Source organism: Pseudomonas sp. G11 (assembly GCF_029457515.1).
GTDB classification, from domain to species: domain Bacteria; phylum Pseudomonadota; class Gammaproteobacteria; order Pseudomonadales; family Pseudomonadaceae; genus Aquipseudomonas; species Aquipseudomonas gorinensis.
Map to the genome: position 1 here is coordinate 4,159,918 of NZ_CP120377.1, position 16,859 is coordinate 4,176,776.

15 protein-coding genes and 2 pseudogenes are annotated in these 16,859 nt (G+C 54.9%); 5 read left to right on the forward strand and 12 right to left on the reverse strand.

Features of this window, described 5'->3' with window-relative positions; translation table 11 throughout:
- Positions 1-327: 327 nt before the first annotated feature.
- On the reverse strand, positions 328-1,341 hold the full coding sequence (locus P2T68_RS19200; protein ID WP_024075599.1) for a zinc-dependent alcohol dehydrogenase family protein: 1,014 nt from the start codon (positions 1,339-1,341) through the stop codon (positions 328-330).
- Positions 1,342-1,607: 266 nt separating this feature from the next.
- On the opposite strand from P2T68_RS19200, the gene P2T68_RS19205 reads away from it, so the two are divergent.
- The 3 genes and pseudogenes from P2T68_RS19205 to P2T68_RS19215 form a co-directional block, all read left to right on the forward strand.
- Positions 1,608-2,522, forward strand: a complete 915-nt coding sequence (locus P2T68_RS19205) for a LysR substrate-binding domain-containing protein (RefSeq protein ID WP_276193086.1) — start codon at positions 1,608-1,610, stop codon at positions 2,520-2,522.
- Between the two features lie 153 nt (positions 2,523-2,675).
- Complete coding sequence (locus P2T68_RS19210; protein ID WP_277378033.1) at positions 2,676-3,944, forward strand: integrase arm-type DNA-binding domain-containing protein; 1,269 nt, start codon at positions 2,676-2,678, stop codon at positions 3,942-3,944.
- Between the two features lie 27 nt (positions 3,945-3,971).
- Positions 3,972-4,211, forward strand: a pseudogene (locus tag P2T68_RS19215) (integrase); the annotation flags it as partial.
- 528 nt (positions 4,212-4,739) lie between these two features.
- On the opposite strand, the gene P2T68_RS19220 reads toward P2T68_RS19215, so the two are convergent.
- The 10 genes from P2T68_RS19220 to P2T68_RS19265 all read right to left on the reverse strand — a co-directional run bounded on the left by P2T68_RS19220 (position 4,740) and on the right by P2T68_RS19265 (position 15,151).
- Positions 4,740-5,723, reverse strand: a complete 984-nt coding sequence (locus P2T68_RS19220) for a GlxA family transcriptional regulator (RefSeq protein ID WP_277379759.1) — start codon at positions 5,721-5,723, stop codon at positions 4,740-4,742.
- A 135-nt stretch (positions 5,724-5,858) separates the two neighbouring features.
- Positions 5,859-6,857 carry a 4-hydroxyproline epimerase gene (locus P2T68_RS19225; RefSeq protein ID WP_277378034.1) on the reverse strand — a complete coding sequence of 333 codons (999 nt, stop codon included), beginning with the start codon at positions 6,855-6,857 and terminating at the stop codon, positions 5,859-5,861.
- 12 nt (positions 6,858-6,869) lie between these two features.
- Complete coding sequence (locus tag P2T68_RS19230; RefSeq protein ID WP_277378035.1) at positions 6,870-7,721, reverse strand: ABC transporter permease subunit; 852 nt, start codon at positions 7,719-7,721, stop codon at positions 6,870-6,872.
- Complete coding sequence (locus P2T68_RS19235) at positions 7,718-8,566, reverse strand: ABC transporter permease subunit (protein WP_277378036.1); 849 nt, start codon at positions 8,564-8,566, stop codon at positions 7,718-7,720. The genes P2T68_RS19230 and P2T68_RS19235 overlap by 4 nt, the downstream gene beginning before the upstream one ends.
- Positions 8,563-9,681, reverse strand: coding sequence for a glycine betaine/L-proline ABC transporter ATP-binding protein (locus P2T68_RS19240; protein WP_277378037.1), 1,119 nt, complete (start codon positions 9,679-9,681; stop codon positions 8,563-8,565). Before P2T68_RS19240 ends, P2T68_RS19235 begins: the two co-directional genes overlap by 4 nt.
- 74 nt (positions 9,682-9,755) lie before the next feature.
- Entirely contained in the window at positions 9,756-10,604 is an 849-nt protein-coding gene (locus tag P2T68_RS19245; protein ID WP_277378038.1) for a glycine betaine ABC transporter substrate-binding protein, read from the reverse strand.
- A gap of 72 nt (positions 10,605-10,676) precedes the next feature.
- Positions 10,677-12,023, reverse strand: coding sequence for an FAD-binding oxidoreductase (locus tag P2T68_RS19250; RefSeq protein WP_277378039.1), 1,347 nt, complete (start codon positions 12,021-12,023; stop codon positions 10,677-10,679).
- Positions 12,020-13,537 (reverse strand): aldehyde dehydrogenase, encoded by a 1,518-nt coding sequence (locus P2T68_RS19255; RefSeq protein ID WP_277378040.1) that lies wholly within the window; start codon positions 13,535-13,537, stop codon positions 12,020-12,022. Before P2T68_RS19255 ends, P2T68_RS19250 begins: the two co-directional genes overlap by 4 nt.
- The gene (locus tag P2T68_RS19260) at positions 13,530-14,441 is read right to left on the reverse strand and encodes a dihydrodipicolinate synthase family protein (RefSeq protein WP_277378041.1); all 912 of its coding nucleotides are present in this window, start codon (positions 14,439-14,441) and stop codon (positions 13,530-13,532) included. Before P2T68_RS19260 ends, P2T68_RS19255 begins: the two co-directional genes overlap by 8 nt.
- A complete protein-coding gene (locus P2T68_RS19265; RefSeq protein ID WP_277378042.1) occupies positions 14,438-15,151 on the reverse strand; it encodes a GntR family transcriptional regulator in 714 nt (237 codons plus the stop codon). The genes P2T68_RS19260 and P2T68_RS19265 overlap by 4 nt, the downstream gene beginning before the upstream one ends.
- 428 nt (positions 15,152-15,579) lie before the next feature.
- On the opposite strand from P2T68_RS19265, the gene P2T68_RS19270 reads away from it, so the two are divergent.
- Together P2T68_RS19270 and P2T68_RS19275 are read left to right on the forward strand one after the other, a co-directional pair.
- The gene (locus P2T68_RS19270; RefSeq protein WP_277378043.1) at positions 15,580-15,726 is read left to right on the forward strand and encodes a hypothetical protein; all 147 of its coding nucleotides are present in this window, start codon (positions 15,580-15,582) and stop codon (positions 15,724-15,726) included.
- A pseudogene (locus P2T68_RS19275) lies at positions 15,663-16,229 on the forward strand (MFS transporter); the annotation flags it as partial. The gene P2T68_RS19270 and the pseudogene P2T68_RS19275, both read left to right, overlap by 64 nt.
- A gap of 297 nt (positions 16,230-16,526) precedes the next feature.
- Here P2T68_RS19275 and P2T68_RS19280 read toward each other — a convergent pair.
- Positions 16,527-16,829 carry a Dabb family protein gene (locus P2T68_RS19280; RefSeq protein WP_277378044.1) on the reverse strand — a complete coding sequence of 101 codons (303 nt, stop codon included), beginning with the start codon at positions 16,827-16,829 and terminating at the stop codon, positions 16,527-16,529.
- Positions 16,830-16,859 lie beyond the last annotated feature (30 nt).

Consider the following 16,859-nt stretch of genomic DNA (forward strand, 5'->3'; position numbering starts at 1 on the left):
CGCAAATGTCAGATATTCAATCATTGCTCAATCCTTGAGATGACAGTGAAGACACAATTATCAGTGCTGGAATAATGATTAACAGATACAGAACAGGACGAGAAATCCGTTCAGATGGTAAATGGGTACGGCGAAGCTGACGCAAACGTAAAGATGCCGCACTGGGATTCAGGGCGGCATTGGGGAGAAAGGTCGGGTTTTGCGGGACGATGTGCCTGAACGATGGCTCAACCCTCGCGCGGGTTAAGCCCTGACAAATGGCACATTTGCCTCATTCATCCAGACGACCGAGCATTCATTTGCGAATACTCCTACAGCTCAAACAGCTTAAACCTGCAATGCAACACGCTCTCGGCACGGGCATTCGTCCATATAGCGGTGCGCTTCGACGAACTGGTTGAACGGAAACACCGTGGTTTTGAGGGGCACCAGCACACGGTCGGCGGTCAACTGGTTGATATCACGCAACGCTCGTTGCAGCGCAACCTGGTCCTGGATGATGCCCAGCTCCGGTTTACCCGTGAAGTTGCCGATGCAATGTACAAAGAACTGAATGTTCTTCTGGAACGCGGCACACGCTGGGAAGGGTGTCTGGTTGCCACCTTGCAAGCCGTACAGCACCAGGCTGCCACGCGGAGCCAGTACATCGCCGAGCAGCGACATTTGTGGGCCACCCAAGCCATCGAACACAACGTCGACACCGCGGTTGTCGGTGATCTTGTTGACCTGCATGAGCAGGTCCTGTTCTTCGGTGACGATGACCTTTTCGGCGCCGAGGGACAGCAGGTACTCGCGCTCAGCGCTGTCCTTGGTCGCGGCAATCACCCGAACACCCAAGGCTTTGCCCAGTTGCACGAAGGACGGACCGGCACAGTGGCTGGCGTCAGTCACCAGTGCAAACTGGCCGGGTTTGACCCGCGCCAGGTCGACATAGGCAAAGTAGGCAATCAACAGCGGCGTGTAGTGCACGCTGGCTTCGATCGGGCTCAAGACATCCGGATAACGGGTCAGGGCGGTGCGTGGCAAGACGATCTGTTCGCCATACACCGGATAATCATTGGGGCTCTCGGCCGGAAAACTGGCCACCTTATCGCCCACGGCCAAATCATCCACGCCGTCACCAAGCGCCACCACAACACCCGCCATTTCATGGCCAAGGCCAGACGGCAGGCGTGCATGGGAGGATGCCAGGTTCTGGCGCCACAAAATGTCATACCAACTGATGCCAATCGCCTCGACACGCACCTGCACTTCGCCCGGTGCAGGCTGCGCGGCTGCATGCTCTTCGCATTTGAGCACCTCGGCCGGACCAAACTTGTGAAAACGGATCGTGCGGGACATCGCAAACCTCGTCAAAGTAACCTCTATTGCCACGAACTCTATCTGGGCTTTCCGGGTAAGACCACCGGTCGCCGTTAATAGTCGACATGTCTGCCATTGATTCCGCATCTGAGGAATAACCCTCAAGTATCGTAGGAAAACTCAATTAGCCGGTGCAGAGTACCAGCCTTTCCCCGTAAGATTCATGCCGGTCATGCTTCCAAATAGAACCCAAGGGCTCTATATGGCCGCTCTCGTCAAGTTTGCTGACTCTTCCAGGACACAAGATGAACCGTAACGACCTGCGTCGTGTCGACCTGAACCTCTTGATCGTATTCGAAACCTTGATGCACGAGCGCAGTGTGACCCGCGCGGCCGAGAAATTGTTCCTGGGCCAACCGGCCATCAGCGCAGCATTATCGCGCCTGCGCGGCCTGTTCGACGACCCGCTGTTCGTGCGTACCGGGCGCAGCATGGAGCCATCGGCCCGCGCCGTGGAAATCTTCGCCCTGCTCTCCCCGGCCCTGGACTCTATTTCCACCGCCGTCAGCCGCGCCGCCGAGTTCGACCCGGCCACCAGCACCGCCGTGTTCCGCATCGGCCTGTCCGACGACGTCGAGTTCGCCCTGCTTCCGCAATTGCTCAAGCGCCTGCGTGCCGAAGCCCCTGGCATCGTGCTGGTGGTACGCCGCGTCAACTACATCCTGATGCCAGGCCTGCTGGCTTCCGGAGAAATCTCCATCGGCGTCAGCTACACCGCCGACTTGCCGGCCAACGCCAAGCGCAAGGTGCTGCGCCGCAGCCTGCCCAAACTGCTGCGCGCTGACAGCGTACCCGGCGCCCTCAGCCTGGACGACTTCTGCGCCCGCCCCCATGCGCTGGTGTCGTTTGCCGGCGACTTGAGCGGGTTTATCGATGAAGAGCTGGAGAAGCTCGATCGCAAACGCCATGTGGTGCTGGCCGTACCGCAGTTCAATGGCTTGGGTACGTTGCTGGCGGGGACCGATATTGTCGCCATCGTGCCGGACTACGCCGCCGAAGCACTGACCGCCGCGGGCGGCTTGCGGGCTGAGGAACCGCCGTTGCCGGTGCGCTCGTTTGAGTTGCATATGGCCTGGCGGGGATCGCAGGACAATGATCCGGGGGAGCGGTGGTTGCGGTCGAGGATTCAGATGTTCTTTGGGGACCCCGATAGCCTGTAATGGAGTTCCAGTAAATTCCATAAAACCGTTTTATAACAATAGGTTATTGGTAATTTTAGTCCATTGCCGCCTGTCTAAATCCAGTGGATTCCACGACTCATGGGGGCATAATTGGGGGCAAATTTCGGTTCCTTAAAAAGGATGCCCCCACCGATGCCCCCAGATAATGTGGTCGTTTTCAAACGAAAACTCAGCGATGCCTTGATCCGCTCGCTGACCGAACCTGGCAAACACGCCGATGGCGAAGTTCCTGGCCTCTACTTGGAGGTGAGGGCGTCGAGTAAGGTCGGCAAATCCCCTTCCAAGGTTTGGCGATTGAAGTATCGGCTGCATGGGAAGGAAAACCGCTTCTCCATCGGCGCTTACCCCGACATTGGTCTCAAGGAGGCGCGCGACATTGCCCGCGGCGCGCGCCGCGACGTGGCTAACAACACCGCTCCGCTGAAGGCCAAGACCGCCAAAATCGAGGCGCAACTTCTTAACGAGATGCACACCTTCGAGTATGTAGCCAAGCAATGGTTGGCATTCAAGTCTGCCGAACTGGTGACTAAATCCATCTCAGGGTTTAGCGGAGCGCTGAACAACCACATCTTGCCTGCCATTGGTAAAAAACCGGTCACCGAGATCAAGCTGGAGCACATCACCACGATCATTACCGAGCTGCGCCGCCAGCGCACAATGGCGATGGCCCGGCGCGTGCGCACCATCATCCGTGCCGTCCTGGGGTTTGCTGAAGGACGCGGCTGGGTTGAGCGCAACGTAGCGCTCAGCAACATTGAGGAACTGAAGATCCGTCATGTCGTCACCAGCAACCCGGCGATCGAAAGGCCAGTAGATCTAGGCAGGTTTCTTCTGCGTCTGGATAACTGCAACGACGGCAGCGTTGCCTCCGCGATGCGCCTGCTGATTATGTTACCGGTCCGCCCAGGCGAACTGGTGCAGATGCGCTGGGAAGATGTCGACCTGGTGGGCGCGGATTGGCGTTATGTGGTGAGCAAGACCAAGCACCTGGACAAGAGCAAACACATCGTGCCGTTTCCTGAGCAAGCCTTGGTTCTGCTACGCGAACTGCATAAAACCCGCGTGGTGGACGAAGAAGGCAAAGGCTGGGTATTCGTCTCGCCGGTCTATCCGGGACGCCCCATAAATCCGACCTCCATGCTCAAGTCCTTTCAGCGCATCTGGCCAGAGTACGACATCACAGCCCATGGCTTTCGCGCGACCTACAGAACCATTGCCCACGAGCACTTGGGCATCGATCCAATCGTGCTCGAACTTTCGTTATCTCACCGAATGCCGGGGGCACTAGGGGCTGTATACGCGCGCGCTCAACTGCTGGTACAGCGCCGGGAGGCGGCTCAGCAATGGGCGAACTACTTAGACCAACTGCGGCAAAACGCGGCGCGAGCGATGGCAGATTGACGATACAGCGAATACAAATCAGGAGATTGGCCAGAGTATGACATCACAGCCCACGGTTTTCGCGCGACCTACAGAACCATTGCCCACGAGCACTTGGGTATTGATCCAATTGTGCTCGAACTGTCGTTATCCCACCGGATGCCGGGGGCGCTAGGGGCTGCATACGCGCGCGCCCAACTACTGGTACAACGCCGGGAAGCGGCTCAACAATGGGCTGACTATTTAGATCAGTTGCGGCAAAACGCTGCGCGAATAACCACAGATTGACGATACAGCGAATACAAATCAGGAGATTGGAGCTGGAAACGAGACTCGCATCTGGCGCCCAACCCATTGAACTACAAGGTATTTATTTTATCCACGAAGCAGGAACGGACTCAATTCTGGACTTGTTTTTTGGGTGTAGCAAGAGCAAGAAAGGGAGTTATTCCAAGGTACGCTACTGAGTTCTGCCCATAGCCAATCGGAGGAATATCATCACGCTGACGGTATCAATTACGAAAGATCAACTCGCGATGAACCGCCGCCATGAAGGGCACATTCGAAAAAGTGAGCTATCCGAGCTGCGTCTGCAAACAGGTCGCACTGTCGTTGAACTCAAGGTGTCGGCGCATCGGGCTGCGCCATGAAGTCACGGAAAAACGTTTGGTCGTATTTAATTTCGGCAGTGAGTGCCGCATCTGATGCATTGAGACACAGCTTTTCCGACCGCTACCTTGCCCAGAATCAAAGTGGTCTAGCCAATCCACCGTTGCGATGGATCATTCCTGAACGTTACTGATTCACGGGTACTTTTTACTTTACTAGCCGCGTTTCTTTGGAAGGTCGGTATCCAAAATACGAGCTATAGCACTTGCTGAAATGACTAGGCGAAACAAAACCACAGGCAACTAGCACATCGACCTGGGATAGCTCCGTGTGCTGAAGCAGTCGACGCGCCTCGGTGATACGCAACTCCATGTAATACCGTTGTGGCGTTGTGCCCAGTTGCTCCTTGAACAAACGCTCGAGTTGTCGACGCGAACGTCCAGCGTAAACAGCCAACTGCTCCAACTCCAAAGGCTCTTCGAGGTTGGCATCCATCAGCTTCACCACCTCGCGTAACGGCGCGCTCACACAGATACTTTCAGTTGGTTTTATGCGCCGGTAGCGAGACTCCTCGAAAGCCAGGATGTCCTCAACACCCTCGACGAGGGCTTTATCGTGCAGTCCTTTGATCCAGTCCAACGCCATATGAAATGCCCCAGAGGGACTAGAAGCCGTGAGCCGGTCTCGATCAATAATATAGGGCTCACTGCTGACTTGTGTCGCCTTGCAGAACTCTGCGAGTGCGGGGCGATGTTCGGGGTGAATGGCGCAACGGTAACCGTCAAGCAATCCTGCGCGTCCCAGAAACCATGCGCCATTCCACAACCCGGCCAGACTGATGCCCAGGTCAGAAGTAGCTCTCAGCACATGGATGAACTCATCCGTTGCCTTGAGCTCAGTCCTGTAGCCGCCGCAAATGACTAGCAAATCCAGGTCTTTAATCATTGAACAATCGATACGGGCATCTGGCCGAATGACCAGGCCCAGATCGCTGACGACCTCCCCATCGTTCAAACCAAACGTTTGGGAAGAGAACGACTTGGGTCGCAGAAGATTCGCGGTGACAATTGTATCCAACGCTTGGGTGAACGCGGGCAGCGAGAAATGCTCAAGCAGCAGAAATCCTGCCCGAACCGTTTGATTAGTCTCGCTGGAGTTCTCATTCAGATAGCGAAGGTTTTTTCCCTTCATACCTCCGCTAAATTGGCGTCGTTCGATCAATATTCGACCACTCTGTTGCGTTAACGAACATGTAGTTTGATGCATTTCCAATGCGTACCACAGGAAGCGAATAAAGCCCTCTTTCCTGGCGCATCACTTTACTGATCAGGCAAGCTGAAAGCCATGACGAAGCGGGTCTGTATCATCGACAAAGATGGTGTTGTGTCCGGTGATCTGCGCCCAGCCACCGATACTTGGCCGGATGCCGTCGAACGTTCCGACTTTGACCGACTCTTCGACTTTCCCTTCGAAGATTGTCCCTATCAAGCTTTCGTTGCGGTACGTATCCCCCACTTTTAAACGGCCCTTGCTAAACAGTTGAGCCATTCGCGCAGAAGTACCGGTGCCACCGGGAGAACGATCAATGGCCTTGTCGCCGTAGAACACGGCACCACGTCCATCGGCTGCCGTAGTGTGTCCATCGTCGCACCAGATGACATGGTGAACGCCGCTGATTCTGCTGTTCTCGGGATGGACAGGGTCACTTACTTCAGCCAAAGCCGAGCGCAGCTTCTGACTCAGGCTAACGATGTCTGCGGTGGTCAATCTTTCCAATCGGGCCCAGTTTTCCTGCGGCTCGACGACCGCATAGAAATTGCCGCCGTAAGCAATGTCCACGATGAGTTCGCCAACGCCAAGCACCTCCACCACCACATCGGCACTGTGCAGATAACTGGCCACGTTGAACCGGCGAATGGAATCAACAGATTCACCGTTCATGGTGTAGTCGACATCGACTCGCCCGGCCGGCGTCTCGATGGCCAACTTGCCAGGCTCGCGTGGTGTGATCAGGCCTTCCTCGATCACGACGGTAGACAGGCCGATAGTGCCTGCCCCACACATCGGCAGGCAGCCGCTGACCTCAATGAACAATGCACCAAAGTCACAGTCATCACGGGTGGACGGATAGATGATGACGCCAGACATGATGTCGTGCCCCCGGGGTTCGAACATCAACGCGGTTCGAACCCAGTCGTGATCACGGACGAAAATCTCACGTCGCTCGGCCATCGACACCGACGGCAACAACGGACCGCCACCTGCCACCACCCGAACCGGATTGCCGCACGCATGTGAGTCAATGCAAAAAAAGCTGCGTCTCATACTGGAACCCTTTCAAACGAGGCTGCGGGGGGAATGACGCTGCAATGCGCCGCGTGACAGACGATCCAGAAGCAGTGCCACAGCGACAATCGCCAGGCCGGCACGAAGCCCCAGGCCCATCTCCATCCTCGAGAGGCCTCGAGTCACTTCAGCGCCGAGGCCACCCGCACCTACAAGGCCTGCCAGCACCACCATCGCCAGGGACATGAGGATGCATTGGTTGAGACCTACTAACAGCGTTGGAGCGGCAGTCGGCAATTCGATCTTGAACAAAATGTCCCTGGGTGAAGCACCGGACGCCTGCCCCAGTTCAAGCAAATCTTTCGGCAACTGCTTGAACGCCAGAGTGGTCAGCCTGAGCATCGGCGGAATGCCGTAAACGATGGTCGCGATGATTGCCGGCACCCGCCCCAGGCTGAACAGCATCACGGCGGGGATCAGGTAAACCCATGGCGGCACCGTCTGCATGATGTTGAGGATCGGCAGGAACGCTTCATCAACCCGCTTCACACGTGCCGCCAGAACACCGAGCGGAAAGGCGATTGCCACCGATATCAGAACCGCGACCGAGACTAGGGCGATCGTTTGCATGGAGGCGACCCAAAGGCCGGAGAACAAGCAAAAAGCCAACATCAAGGCAGCGAATACGGCGACGCGTTTGTTGGCGAGAAAAAACGCGCCTACGACGACTATGCCAATGAACACATAAGGGTGAGGAGCCAGCAGCACGGCCTCCACGGCACCCAGCACCGCCTCGATGACCTGGCTGATCCCTTTGAACAACCCATGCAGATTGGCGTTCAGCCAGTCAACGGCAGGGGCCAGGAACTCGCCCGGGGAAAATTGAATGTCAGGGGTACTCATTGGCTTTCTCCCATCCGCGATTGTGCAGCGTGCTGCGCCAACCGATCCAGAATCATGGTCAGAATGACGATGGCGATAGCCGCATTGATCGACTTGGCGATATCCAGTGTACGAACAGCGCCATAAATCGACTCACCCAGTCCGCCGGAACCGACGATGCCGGCAATGACGACCATACCGAAGGCCATCATCAGGCTCTGATTCACCCCTGCCATGATGCTTGGCTTGGCGAACGGCAGGCGAGTCTTGAAAAACATCTGCCAGCCGGTGACGCCACTGGCATCGCCCAGCTCGATGAACTCCCGTGGGGTCATGCGAATCCCCAAGGAGGTCAGGCGTATGGCCGGTGGTACGGCAACGATGAAGGTGGCCAACAGTGCCGTGGCCGGGCCGTAGCCGAGCAGCGCGATGGCCGGCAACAGATAGATATAGGGTGGCATGGTCTGGATCAGATCCAGAACAGGGTCCACGACTCGATCAACGGACGGCGCCAGACCGGCCAGCACCCCCAATGGAATCGCTACCACCAGCGCGAGCACGGTGGCCGTCAGCACCAGGGCGAGCGTACTGACCGTCTCCGGCCACAAGCCAATCACGTTGCAAAACACCAACGCCAGGCCTGTGAGAATGGCGAATCGAACGCCGACAACCCGCCAGCCGATAAGGGCAATGGCGATGGCGACAACGTAATACGGGGGGTAGGCAATACACCAGAGAACGCTTTCGTAAACGCCGGTCAGCAGCGCATTGACGCCGTCGAACAAAAACTCGCCGTGATCCGAGAGCCATTCCAGGCCCGAGTCGACGACTGAGTCGAACTGATTGGAAAAGTCCGGGGTGCTCATGTCGATGTCTCCAGAACAGTAGCGGCTGACGAAGCCGCGAACTCATTCGAAATGCCTTGTACGCCACGAAGCAGATCACGCGTCGTAATGATTCCGACCACTTCACCGTTATCGATGACAGCCAGTGCGTCGCGCTCGGACTTCATCGTCAATCCGATCAGTTCGTTGATATCAGCTTCGCGAGACGTTTTAGTCAGCCTGGAGATATCACAACTTGGGTTCGCAGCCTTATAAGCCTCGACGGGCGTCATGACCGAATGGGCTTTGACCAGATGCAGTCTGGAAATCCCCGCCACGAATTCTGCGACGTAATCGTCAGCCGGATTGAGGACGATCTCCTCCGCAGTGCCCACCTGAATGATCACACCATCTTTCATGATCGCAATCCGATCACCAATGCGGATGGCCTCGTCCAGGTCGTGAGTAATAAATACAGCGGACTTGCCAAGCTCCTTGGTCAGTTGACGGAATTCATCCTGCAGTTGCCTGCGAATCAACGGGTCAAGCGCACTGAACGGCTCATCCATCAAAATCACTTCAGGGTCCGCCGTAATGGCACGCGCCAGCCCTACACGTTGCTGCATACCGCCAGACAACTCGCTGGGATAACGCGATGACCATTCGCTCAAACCAACCTTAGCCAACGCCTGCTCGGCTACTTTGTAACGCTCGACCTTGCCCACGCCTTGCACTTCGAGGCCAAACGCCGTGTTCTCCAGCACCGTCCGATTTGGCAATAAAGCGACGCTCTGAAAGACCATGCCAATGTGACGCGCCCGAACCTCACGAAGCTGTGCAGCTGTAAGGGAAGACAGATCTTTTCCTTTAACCAGGACTTTCCCTGAGCTCGGTGTGATCAGCTTATTGAGTAGCCTGATCAGTGTGGATTTGCCACTGCCGGACAATCCCATGATGCAAAAGATTTCGCCTCGGCGAACCTGAAGACTGACGTCGGAGACTCCGACCACACAGCCGTAGTTTTGCAGGATCTGAGTCTTGGTTAGCCCCTGAGTGACCACGGCATTCATGGCTGCAGGTGCGGCTTTTCCGAAGATTTTCCAGACTGACTGGCAATCTATCAGCACTTCGTTAGTGTCTATTTTGGCCGTTGTCATTTTCGTAACCCGTGAACCAGTTTTCTGGTTTCTCTAATGAATCAAAGGGCGGCAGTGGCTTTAAGCAAAAGTCATTACTTCTTGATATTTTCCCAACGCTTGAGCAAGTCAGCGTGGCTGTCGGTCCAGCCCTTGATCGCCTCTTCCATGGTCTTGCCATCTTTGACTTCGGCGTTCATCGCGGTGATGTCCGTGATGGGCACATACACGCTCGCCATCAACTCACGAGCATGTGGATTTTCTGCAGCAAAGCCTTTGTGACCGATCCAGTAATAGCCTTGCAGTGGCGGGAAAATGCCTTTTGGATCTTTCAGGAATTTGAGATCGAACTTCTTGGTCATCCAGGAAGGGTCCCAGACGGTGACGACTACCGGCTCTTTACGGTCGAACGCTGATTTCAACGCCGCCGTCATCGCCGTGGTACTGCCTTCGACCAGCTTGAGTTTGAGGTCATAGGCTTTAACCACATTGGTGGCATCGCTCATCAACCCCGAACCCGGTTCGATACCGATGATCTTGCCGCCCAGTTTTTCCGAATTGGCATTCAGTTGATCAATAGAATCAATGTCGACATAACTTGGCACTGCAAAGCCTTGATAAAGGCCAAACGAAACGGGAGATAGTTTCTCGATTTTGTTCTTGTTTTTGTTCCAGTAATCGTTCGCCGCATAGTCCGTTTGGGACGCCAAGACCTGAACATCACCCTTGCTTAACGCAGCGTAAGCGATGCCCCACTCGGAAAACTCGACAACTTTTACGGTATAACCAGAATCTTCAAGCACACTCTTGGTTATACCGGTAATTGGCGTCAAGTCTTCCCAGGTCATAGTACCCATGACAATTGTTTTTTCTTCCGCGTGGACTGGCAAACTAAATAAGCCGGCCACAGCGACAGCGCAGATTGCCTTCCAAATCTTTTTCATGGCGAACTCCGATCTACGGTTAAAACTAGAGATTAGACTTTTATGAAATAAAAGCCGGATGTTTAAAGCACTTCAGCCCTCTCGCCCTGCCCTCAATGCCTGCCAACGAATAACCGAGTTGACACCCAACTTCGTTATTAACTTGGGTGGCAGCCTGCTTGGCCCTGGCATTTGACTGAAACTGTCTAGAACCCTTGAGTGTGTGCCGCTGGCCAGTTCGGCAGCCATCACGCCGGCCAAGGTACTTTTAACCGTCCCCAGGCCGTTTTCGCAGCAGGCCGAGTAGAGGTTTTCTTCTATTTCTCCAAACGCTGGCGCGCTGTTACGACTCAAGCAAAGGCGCCCGGCCCAGCTGAACTCCAACGGCGTTGATTTCAACTCGGGGAACCGTGCATCCAGCGAATGACGTTGTTCTTCGGCCACTGCAGCAACACGCATAGGCGTTACTTGAATACTGGGGTCATAGGTAAACTTGGTACGGATAACAATGCGCGAAAGCCCGTTTAAAGTAATCTTGCGAAGCGTCGCCCCCATTGGATCAGCGGGTAACAAAGCCCATCGATCCTTGCCTGTCACTGACCGGTCAAACTCATCATGGCTGTAGGCAGCGGTCATCGAAGCGTAAGTAAAAACGTGTAACAGACGACCCTGAAAATGGCCGAAGTCTTCGACGTGACCATTGACGGCCAAAATCACTTTCGGCGCATTCACAACGCCACGATGAGATTTCGCCTTCCAGTTGTTACCCGATCTGGCCAACTCAATAATCGGTGACCGTTCGTACAGGCTGACGTTCTTATCCAGCCCGAACGCAAGATCCCTAATGTATTGGGCGGGCTGAATCATCACCGCTCCGGGCGTATACAGCCCACCGTGGTAATAACGGGAACCGGTGATCTCCTGCATGTTCGCGGCATCCAGCAACTCAAACTGTTCGCCGATGTTTTTCAGTGACTTGGCATAATTGTCATTAAGCTTCATCCCGCGCTCGGTTGCCGCCGCGTTGATCTTTCCGGACGGGTCAAAGGTGGCAGCAGACATGCCGTACTCCCGTGCGGCGTCAGCGGCAAAAGCAATGGCAAAGCGGTTCTGCGCAATTTCCAGTGCCGTTGCAGACTCACCGGCAACTGAATATTCCCCCGATGAAAGACTGTGCGGCACGTCGATCATGAAGCCAGAGTTTCTGCCTGCAGGCCCCTTCGCAACTTCATGGGCGTCAATGATCGCAATGCTATCGCCGGGGTGCAGCTGGGATAGCCTACGAGCGGCGGAAAGACCGGCAAAGCCCGCACCGATAATCAGCCAGTCCGCCGTCACATTTCCATCAAGCATACGGACAGGCGCAGTGCGGGTGGAAATGGCCTCCCAACCTGAAACCCCGGTGTCGACCGGTAGGCGCTTGATGGTATGGGTGCTCATTTTACGGTCTCATCATCCGACCGATCAGACACATCGATCCAGATGGTTTTGATTTCGGTGTACTGATCATGGGCAAAAATGGATTTGTCCCGACCACCGAAGCCCGACTCTTTGTAGCCGCCGAATGGCGTAGACGCATCGCCCTCACCAAAGCAGTTCACCGTGACGATGCCGGCGCGAATTTCCCGCGACAACTTGATCGCCCGACGCAGGCTGGCGGTGTAAACCGAGGCGGCCAGGCCGTACACGGTGTCATTGGCCAGGGCAATGGCTTCAGAGAGGGTGTTGAAGGTGGTGACCGAAAGAATCGGGCCGAAGATCTCTTCCTGGAACAATCGATTGTCCCGACCTACGCCGTCAATCACGGTCGGCTCTACGAAGGCACCGTCTTTGGTCGCGCCGCCGTACACGACCTCAAGCTTTCCAGCGGTAGCATGCTCGAGGTACGACTTCACTTTGGCGAAATGCTCCGGGCTGACCAGCGACCCTACGCGGTTTTGCGGATCCAGGGGGTCGCCCATCTTCCATTCGCGGATGTAGGCACCCATGCGCTGGAGCAACTCATCTTTCACGGACTCGTGGACGATCAGGCGCGAGGTCGCGGAGCAGTTTTCGCCCATGTTCCAGAACGCACCGTTGACGACATGCTCGGCCACACGATCCAGGTCTTCGGCATCGTCCATCACCACGGCAGGATTTTTCCCGCCACATTCGAGCACGATGCGTTTCAGGTTCGAATCGGCTGCGTAATGCAAGAAACGGCGACCGGTCGTGGTGGAGCCGGTAAAGCTCACCATGTCGACATCGTTATGCAAGCCAATCGGCTCTCCGACATCCTTGCCTGTACCCGTAACGATGTTGAGCACGCCTGCGGGAACACCGGCTTCAAACGCGAACTGCGCAACACGCAACGTCGTCAGCGAGGTCTGCTCGGCAGGTTTGACGATCACCGAGCATCCTGCTGCGAGCGCCGGGCCGATCTTCCAGGCCAGCATCAGCAGGGGGAAGTTCCAGGGTAATACGCAGCCCACCACTCCAATCGGCTCGCGGACAACCATGCTCAGTGCGTCACTGCCCACCGGGGCAGTGTTGTCATAAATCTTGTCGATCAACTCCGCGTGCCAGCGCAGGGTGTGGATAGTGTCCGGTACGTCAACCAACTGGCATTCACTGACGGGCTTACCGCTGTCTAGACTTTCGAGGACAGCCAGTTCGTGCTGATGGCTTTCAAGCAGGTTCGCGAAGTTCAGCAGAACAGCTTTGCGCTCCCTGGGAGAAATTGATCTCCAGCGACCATCCTCAAAAGCCTCTTTGGCATTACTCACCGCAACATCGACATCCTCGGATGAACAGGCGGCGACATCAGTCAAAAACTCGCCCGTCGCCGGGTTATTCGTGGCGAAGGTTTTGCCAGAGATGGCGGGTTTGAACGCTCCGTTGATAAAAGCGTTGGAAGGGAACGACATATTTTTAGCGATGGCGGCGTATTCGGCCTTGCTCAGAAAATCACCCATGGCTGGCTCCCGAAGTGATGTTGGCAACGTTGCGTTTCACATCGTTGATGATCGCTTTAAGGCTTTTCTTCTCTTCTGAATCAAGCGGCTGAAGCGGCAGGCGCACGTCCCCTACTTTCAGTCCAGCCAGCTCGCAACCAAATTTGATCGACTGCACGAACTTGCCGCCGTCCAAAGCATCCATCAGAGGCATCATCGCCGACATGATCAGACGGCCTTTGTCGAAGTTCTTTTCAATGACGCAGGCTTCGTAAAGCGCCACGTGCTCTTTCGGCAAGAAGTTGGAACCTGCACACACCCAACTTCTGGCACCCCAGGCAAAAAACTCCAGCGCTTGATCGTCCCAGCCACATGACAGTGCGATGTTGGGGAACTTACGCGCGAGGAGATGCACCTGCCCCATGTCGCCGGAACTTTCCTTGATGGCAATGACGTTTTTCGATTTGCTTACACGGGTGAAGTAATCCTCGTCCATCGAAACGCACATGCGACCCGGGTAGTTGTAAAGCATGATCGGCAGGTCGGCAGCGCGATCAATGGTCAATGCATGTATCGCGTTTTCCTCGGAGGTCGGGAGCGCGTACGGCGGACTGGTGACGAGAATGGCGTCCGCCTTGATCGCTTTGGCATCCTTCGCATACTGCACCGCATCTTCAGTGCGAATGGCCCCGGTGCTAACGATCAGTTGCCCCCGAGTGCCGATCACATCTTTCGCATAAGCGGCAAGCTCAGTACGTTCTTCTGAAGTCTGCGCATAATATTCGCCGGTCGACCCGCCGATAATAATACCGTGTACTTTCGCTTCGATCAGCGACTCCAATACATCCGAGTACACGTTCCAGTCGATTTCCCTATCAGGCTTATAAGGAGTCACCGCAGGTGTATAGATGCCTTCAAATTTCAAGATGATTTCTCCGAAGATGAGTGACGTGGAAGGTCAATGAGTGCGTCCGCCTTGATGCCTTGGGGCGCAATAAAAATCTCCATGTTTTCTCGGGACAGTTCCCAATGCTCAAACACGAGATCAACGACGGCTTCTTCATCGCGACGTTCAATAGCCTCGATAAAAAAATCATGGTGCCCCGCAGACAGTTCAAGGCGTTCTTCCATGTCCTCATTTTGAGGTCGGAAAAATGTATTACCGATGCGAGAGTGATCAATGAGCAACCTTTCCAGACTGGGCTGGAGATACTGATTGCCGGCCATTTCGCCCATGATCGCGTGAAAGCGATTGTTCTCGACGACCATTGCCAGCGCATCTCTTGTGGTGGTGGCAATGCGGAAGCGGTTCTGCGTGTCTTTCAAATCGATCAGTTGGCGTGGCTTGAAGTTTTGAACCGCCAGGCGGCCAATGGCTGCATACATCATCGGTGCAACCAGGAAGAAATTTCGCAGTGTCGAGTGATTCATTGGAATAACCCGAGCGCCCCGATTTTCTCGAATATCGACATAACCTTCACCGGCCAAGCGGCGAAAAACTTCTCGGACGGGCGTTCGGGACAAGCCATAACGCTCGCTGAGAATGACTTCATCCAGCGCGTCGTCAGGGTCCAGTTCCATCGTCAAAATTTGACGTTTCAGGTCTTCGTAGAGACAAGTTTTGCCGTTTTTCACAAACGACCTCCAGAGCTAGTTTCGCTGTCAGGTGCGGCTGACTGATGAGTCGAGATTCGCATGGGTTTTGGGGATGGTCAATAGATTGTATTTCTTATGTATACATAGACAAAACATAAAAAATACACTGCGAATTAATTATTTTTCTTTTTAATTCATATAATTATGCAGCTTCTCAATAAGCGGCCAGGTCGGTTATAGGAAAGAATGTCGTCGTTTTTGGATAGACCAATCTCTAATAAGGTTTATTACCGAGCGCACGCATGGTGAGTACGGTTGGCCTGGTGCGACATTCCAGGAATCGTTTGCGACACTTCGTTGAGGCAGTGGAAAGGCTTTGGCGAATACGGATTGAAGCTCCTTGTCGGAAAACGCTTCAACGGAGGGGGTTCCAGTGCTTCTTGGCGCTGAGCGGAACAGGTCAGGGCATGTCGCTCCAGAACAACCGTACCGGCATTCATGACCGTATTGTCAACGTCACCAAGCATCACTACGCAATGGACGATGGAGGCCTGGGCTGGTATTGGCTGTGCTGGCCTTCGGTGCAAGCATGGACATGCTTGATTGCGCCATGAACATACAGTCGGTCATCGTCGAGAAAAATAGTGGGCAGGCACTTCAGTCCGGCTTCCACGGGCTTTACAGCGTCGGTGGCATAGTGGGCGTCGGAGCGATGACCGCTTTGCTCAGCCTCGGCCTAACTCCGCTGTTCTCTATGCTTTGCATAGTTGCAACAGTATTAGGAGCGCTCTACAGAGCTGTGCCCACCTTGCTGTTGTAGGGGACTGAAAAGGAAGAGCCCCTTTTTGCGGTGCCGCGAGGTATCGTTCTTCTCTTAGGGGCGCTCTGCTTCATCGTGTTTCTCACTGAAGGCGCAATTCTCGATTGGAGCGCGATCTTCTTAGTCTCGAGCCGGGGAATGGAACCTAGCTATGGCGGGTTGGGCTATGCATGCTTCGCCGCAACAATGACGCTGGGACGACTGACAGGCGACACCATCGTAAACAAGCTTGGCGGTGTGCGCGTGGTAATGCTTGGCGGACTTTGTGCGGCAACAGGCTTCGTCGTATCGCTCGGTTAAGCGTTTGCTCCGGGTTGATTCCGGCCCGTCATAACGGGCAGAAATCGCCCAATAGCGGTCCATAGCAATAAATTTCCAACTCGCCTGCTCGACGCCTTATCGTCGATATGAAAATCGGGTTTAAGACAGCGAGCATGCTCGTCATTAGGGTTCACATGACCTGCCCTCTTTAAACAGCAGGGATCCGTTTATATCCCTCGAATCAACGTATCAGGATAGATGGATGCAAGGCGAATCTGATTCTTGTAGATGAAGACCATGCTAAACAGGCAGTTCTTCGGGATCTGCGCATATCTATGAGGGCACGTAGTCGACCTGGTGCCGCGCAATACGTGAATTACCCAACTCACCTCTCACCCGCAAATGCTCCGGGTGAGAGGCGTAGGCATCCAGCGTCTCCTGTGAATCAAACTCGGTATAAAGCACCACGTCGCATGCATAATCGATACGACTGATATCCACGCCGACCTCGATCTTCAACAGCCCGGGAATCAACCCGGCAAGCCCTTCAAAACGTTCTTTGAGGAACAGGCAAGCCTGCCTGTTCTCTTCAGGCGTCTCACCTTCCAGGTTCCACATAACAATGTGCTTGATCATCGATGTCTCCCTGCGGTGTCAGTCATGCCT

What these genes read in the sequence shown, in the direction of transcription:
- P2T68_RS19200 (WP_024075599.1), bottom strand. Translation starts at nt 1,341, where the DNA reads ATGTCCCGCACGATCCGTTTTCACAAGTTTGGTCCGGCCGAGGTGCTC.
- P2T68_RS19205 (WP_276193086.1), top strand. Translation starts at nt 1,608, where the DNA reads ATGAACCGTAACGACCTGCGTCGTGTCGACCTGAACCTCTTGATCGTA.
- P2T68_RS19210 (WP_277378033.1), top strand. Translation starts at nt 2,676, where the DNA reads ATGCCCCCAGATAATGTGGTCGTTTTCAAACGAAAACTCAGCGATGCC.
- P2T68_RS19220 (WP_277379759.1), bottom strand. Translation starts at nt 5,723, where the DNA reads ATGAAGGGAAAAAACCTTCGCTATCTGAATGAGAACTCCAGCGAGACT.
- P2T68_RS19225 (WP_277378034.1), bottom strand. Translation starts at nt 6,857, where the DNA reads ATGAGACGCAGCTTTTTTTGCATTGACTCACATGCGTGCGGCAATCCG.
- P2T68_RS19230 (WP_277378035.1), bottom strand. Translation starts at nt 7,721, where the DNA reads ATGAGTACCCCTGACATTCAATTTTCCCCGGGCGAGTTCCTGGCCCCT.
- P2T68_RS19235 (WP_277378036.1), bottom strand. Translation starts at nt 8,566, where the DNA reads ATGAGCACCCCGGACTTTTCCAATCAGTTCGACTCAGTCGTCGACTCG.
- P2T68_RS19240 (WP_277378037.1), bottom strand. Translation starts at nt 9,681, where the DNA reads ATGACAACGGCCAAAATAGACACTAACGAAGTGCTGATAGATTGCCAG.
- P2T68_RS19245 (WP_277378038.1), bottom strand. Translation starts at nt 10,604, where the DNA reads ATGAAAAAGATTTGGAAGGCAATCTGCGCTGTCGCTGTGGCCGGCTTA.
- P2T68_RS19250 (WP_277378039.1), bottom strand. Translation starts at nt 12,023, where the DNA reads ATGAGCACCCATACCATCAAGCGCCTACCGGTCGACACCGGGGTTTCA.
- P2T68_RS19255 (WP_277378040.1), bottom strand. Translation starts at nt 13,537, where the DNA reads ATGGGTGATTTTCTGAGCAAGGCCGAATACGCCGCCATCGCTAAAAAT.
- P2T68_RS19270 (WP_277378043.1), top strand. Translation starts at nt 15,580, where the DNA reads ATGTCGCTCCAGAACAACCGTACCGGCATTCATGACCGTATTGTCAAC.
- P2T68_RS19280 (WP_277378044.1), bottom strand. Translation starts at nt 16,829, where the DNA reads ATGATCAAGCACATTGTTATGTGGAACCTGGAAGGTGAGACGCCTGAA.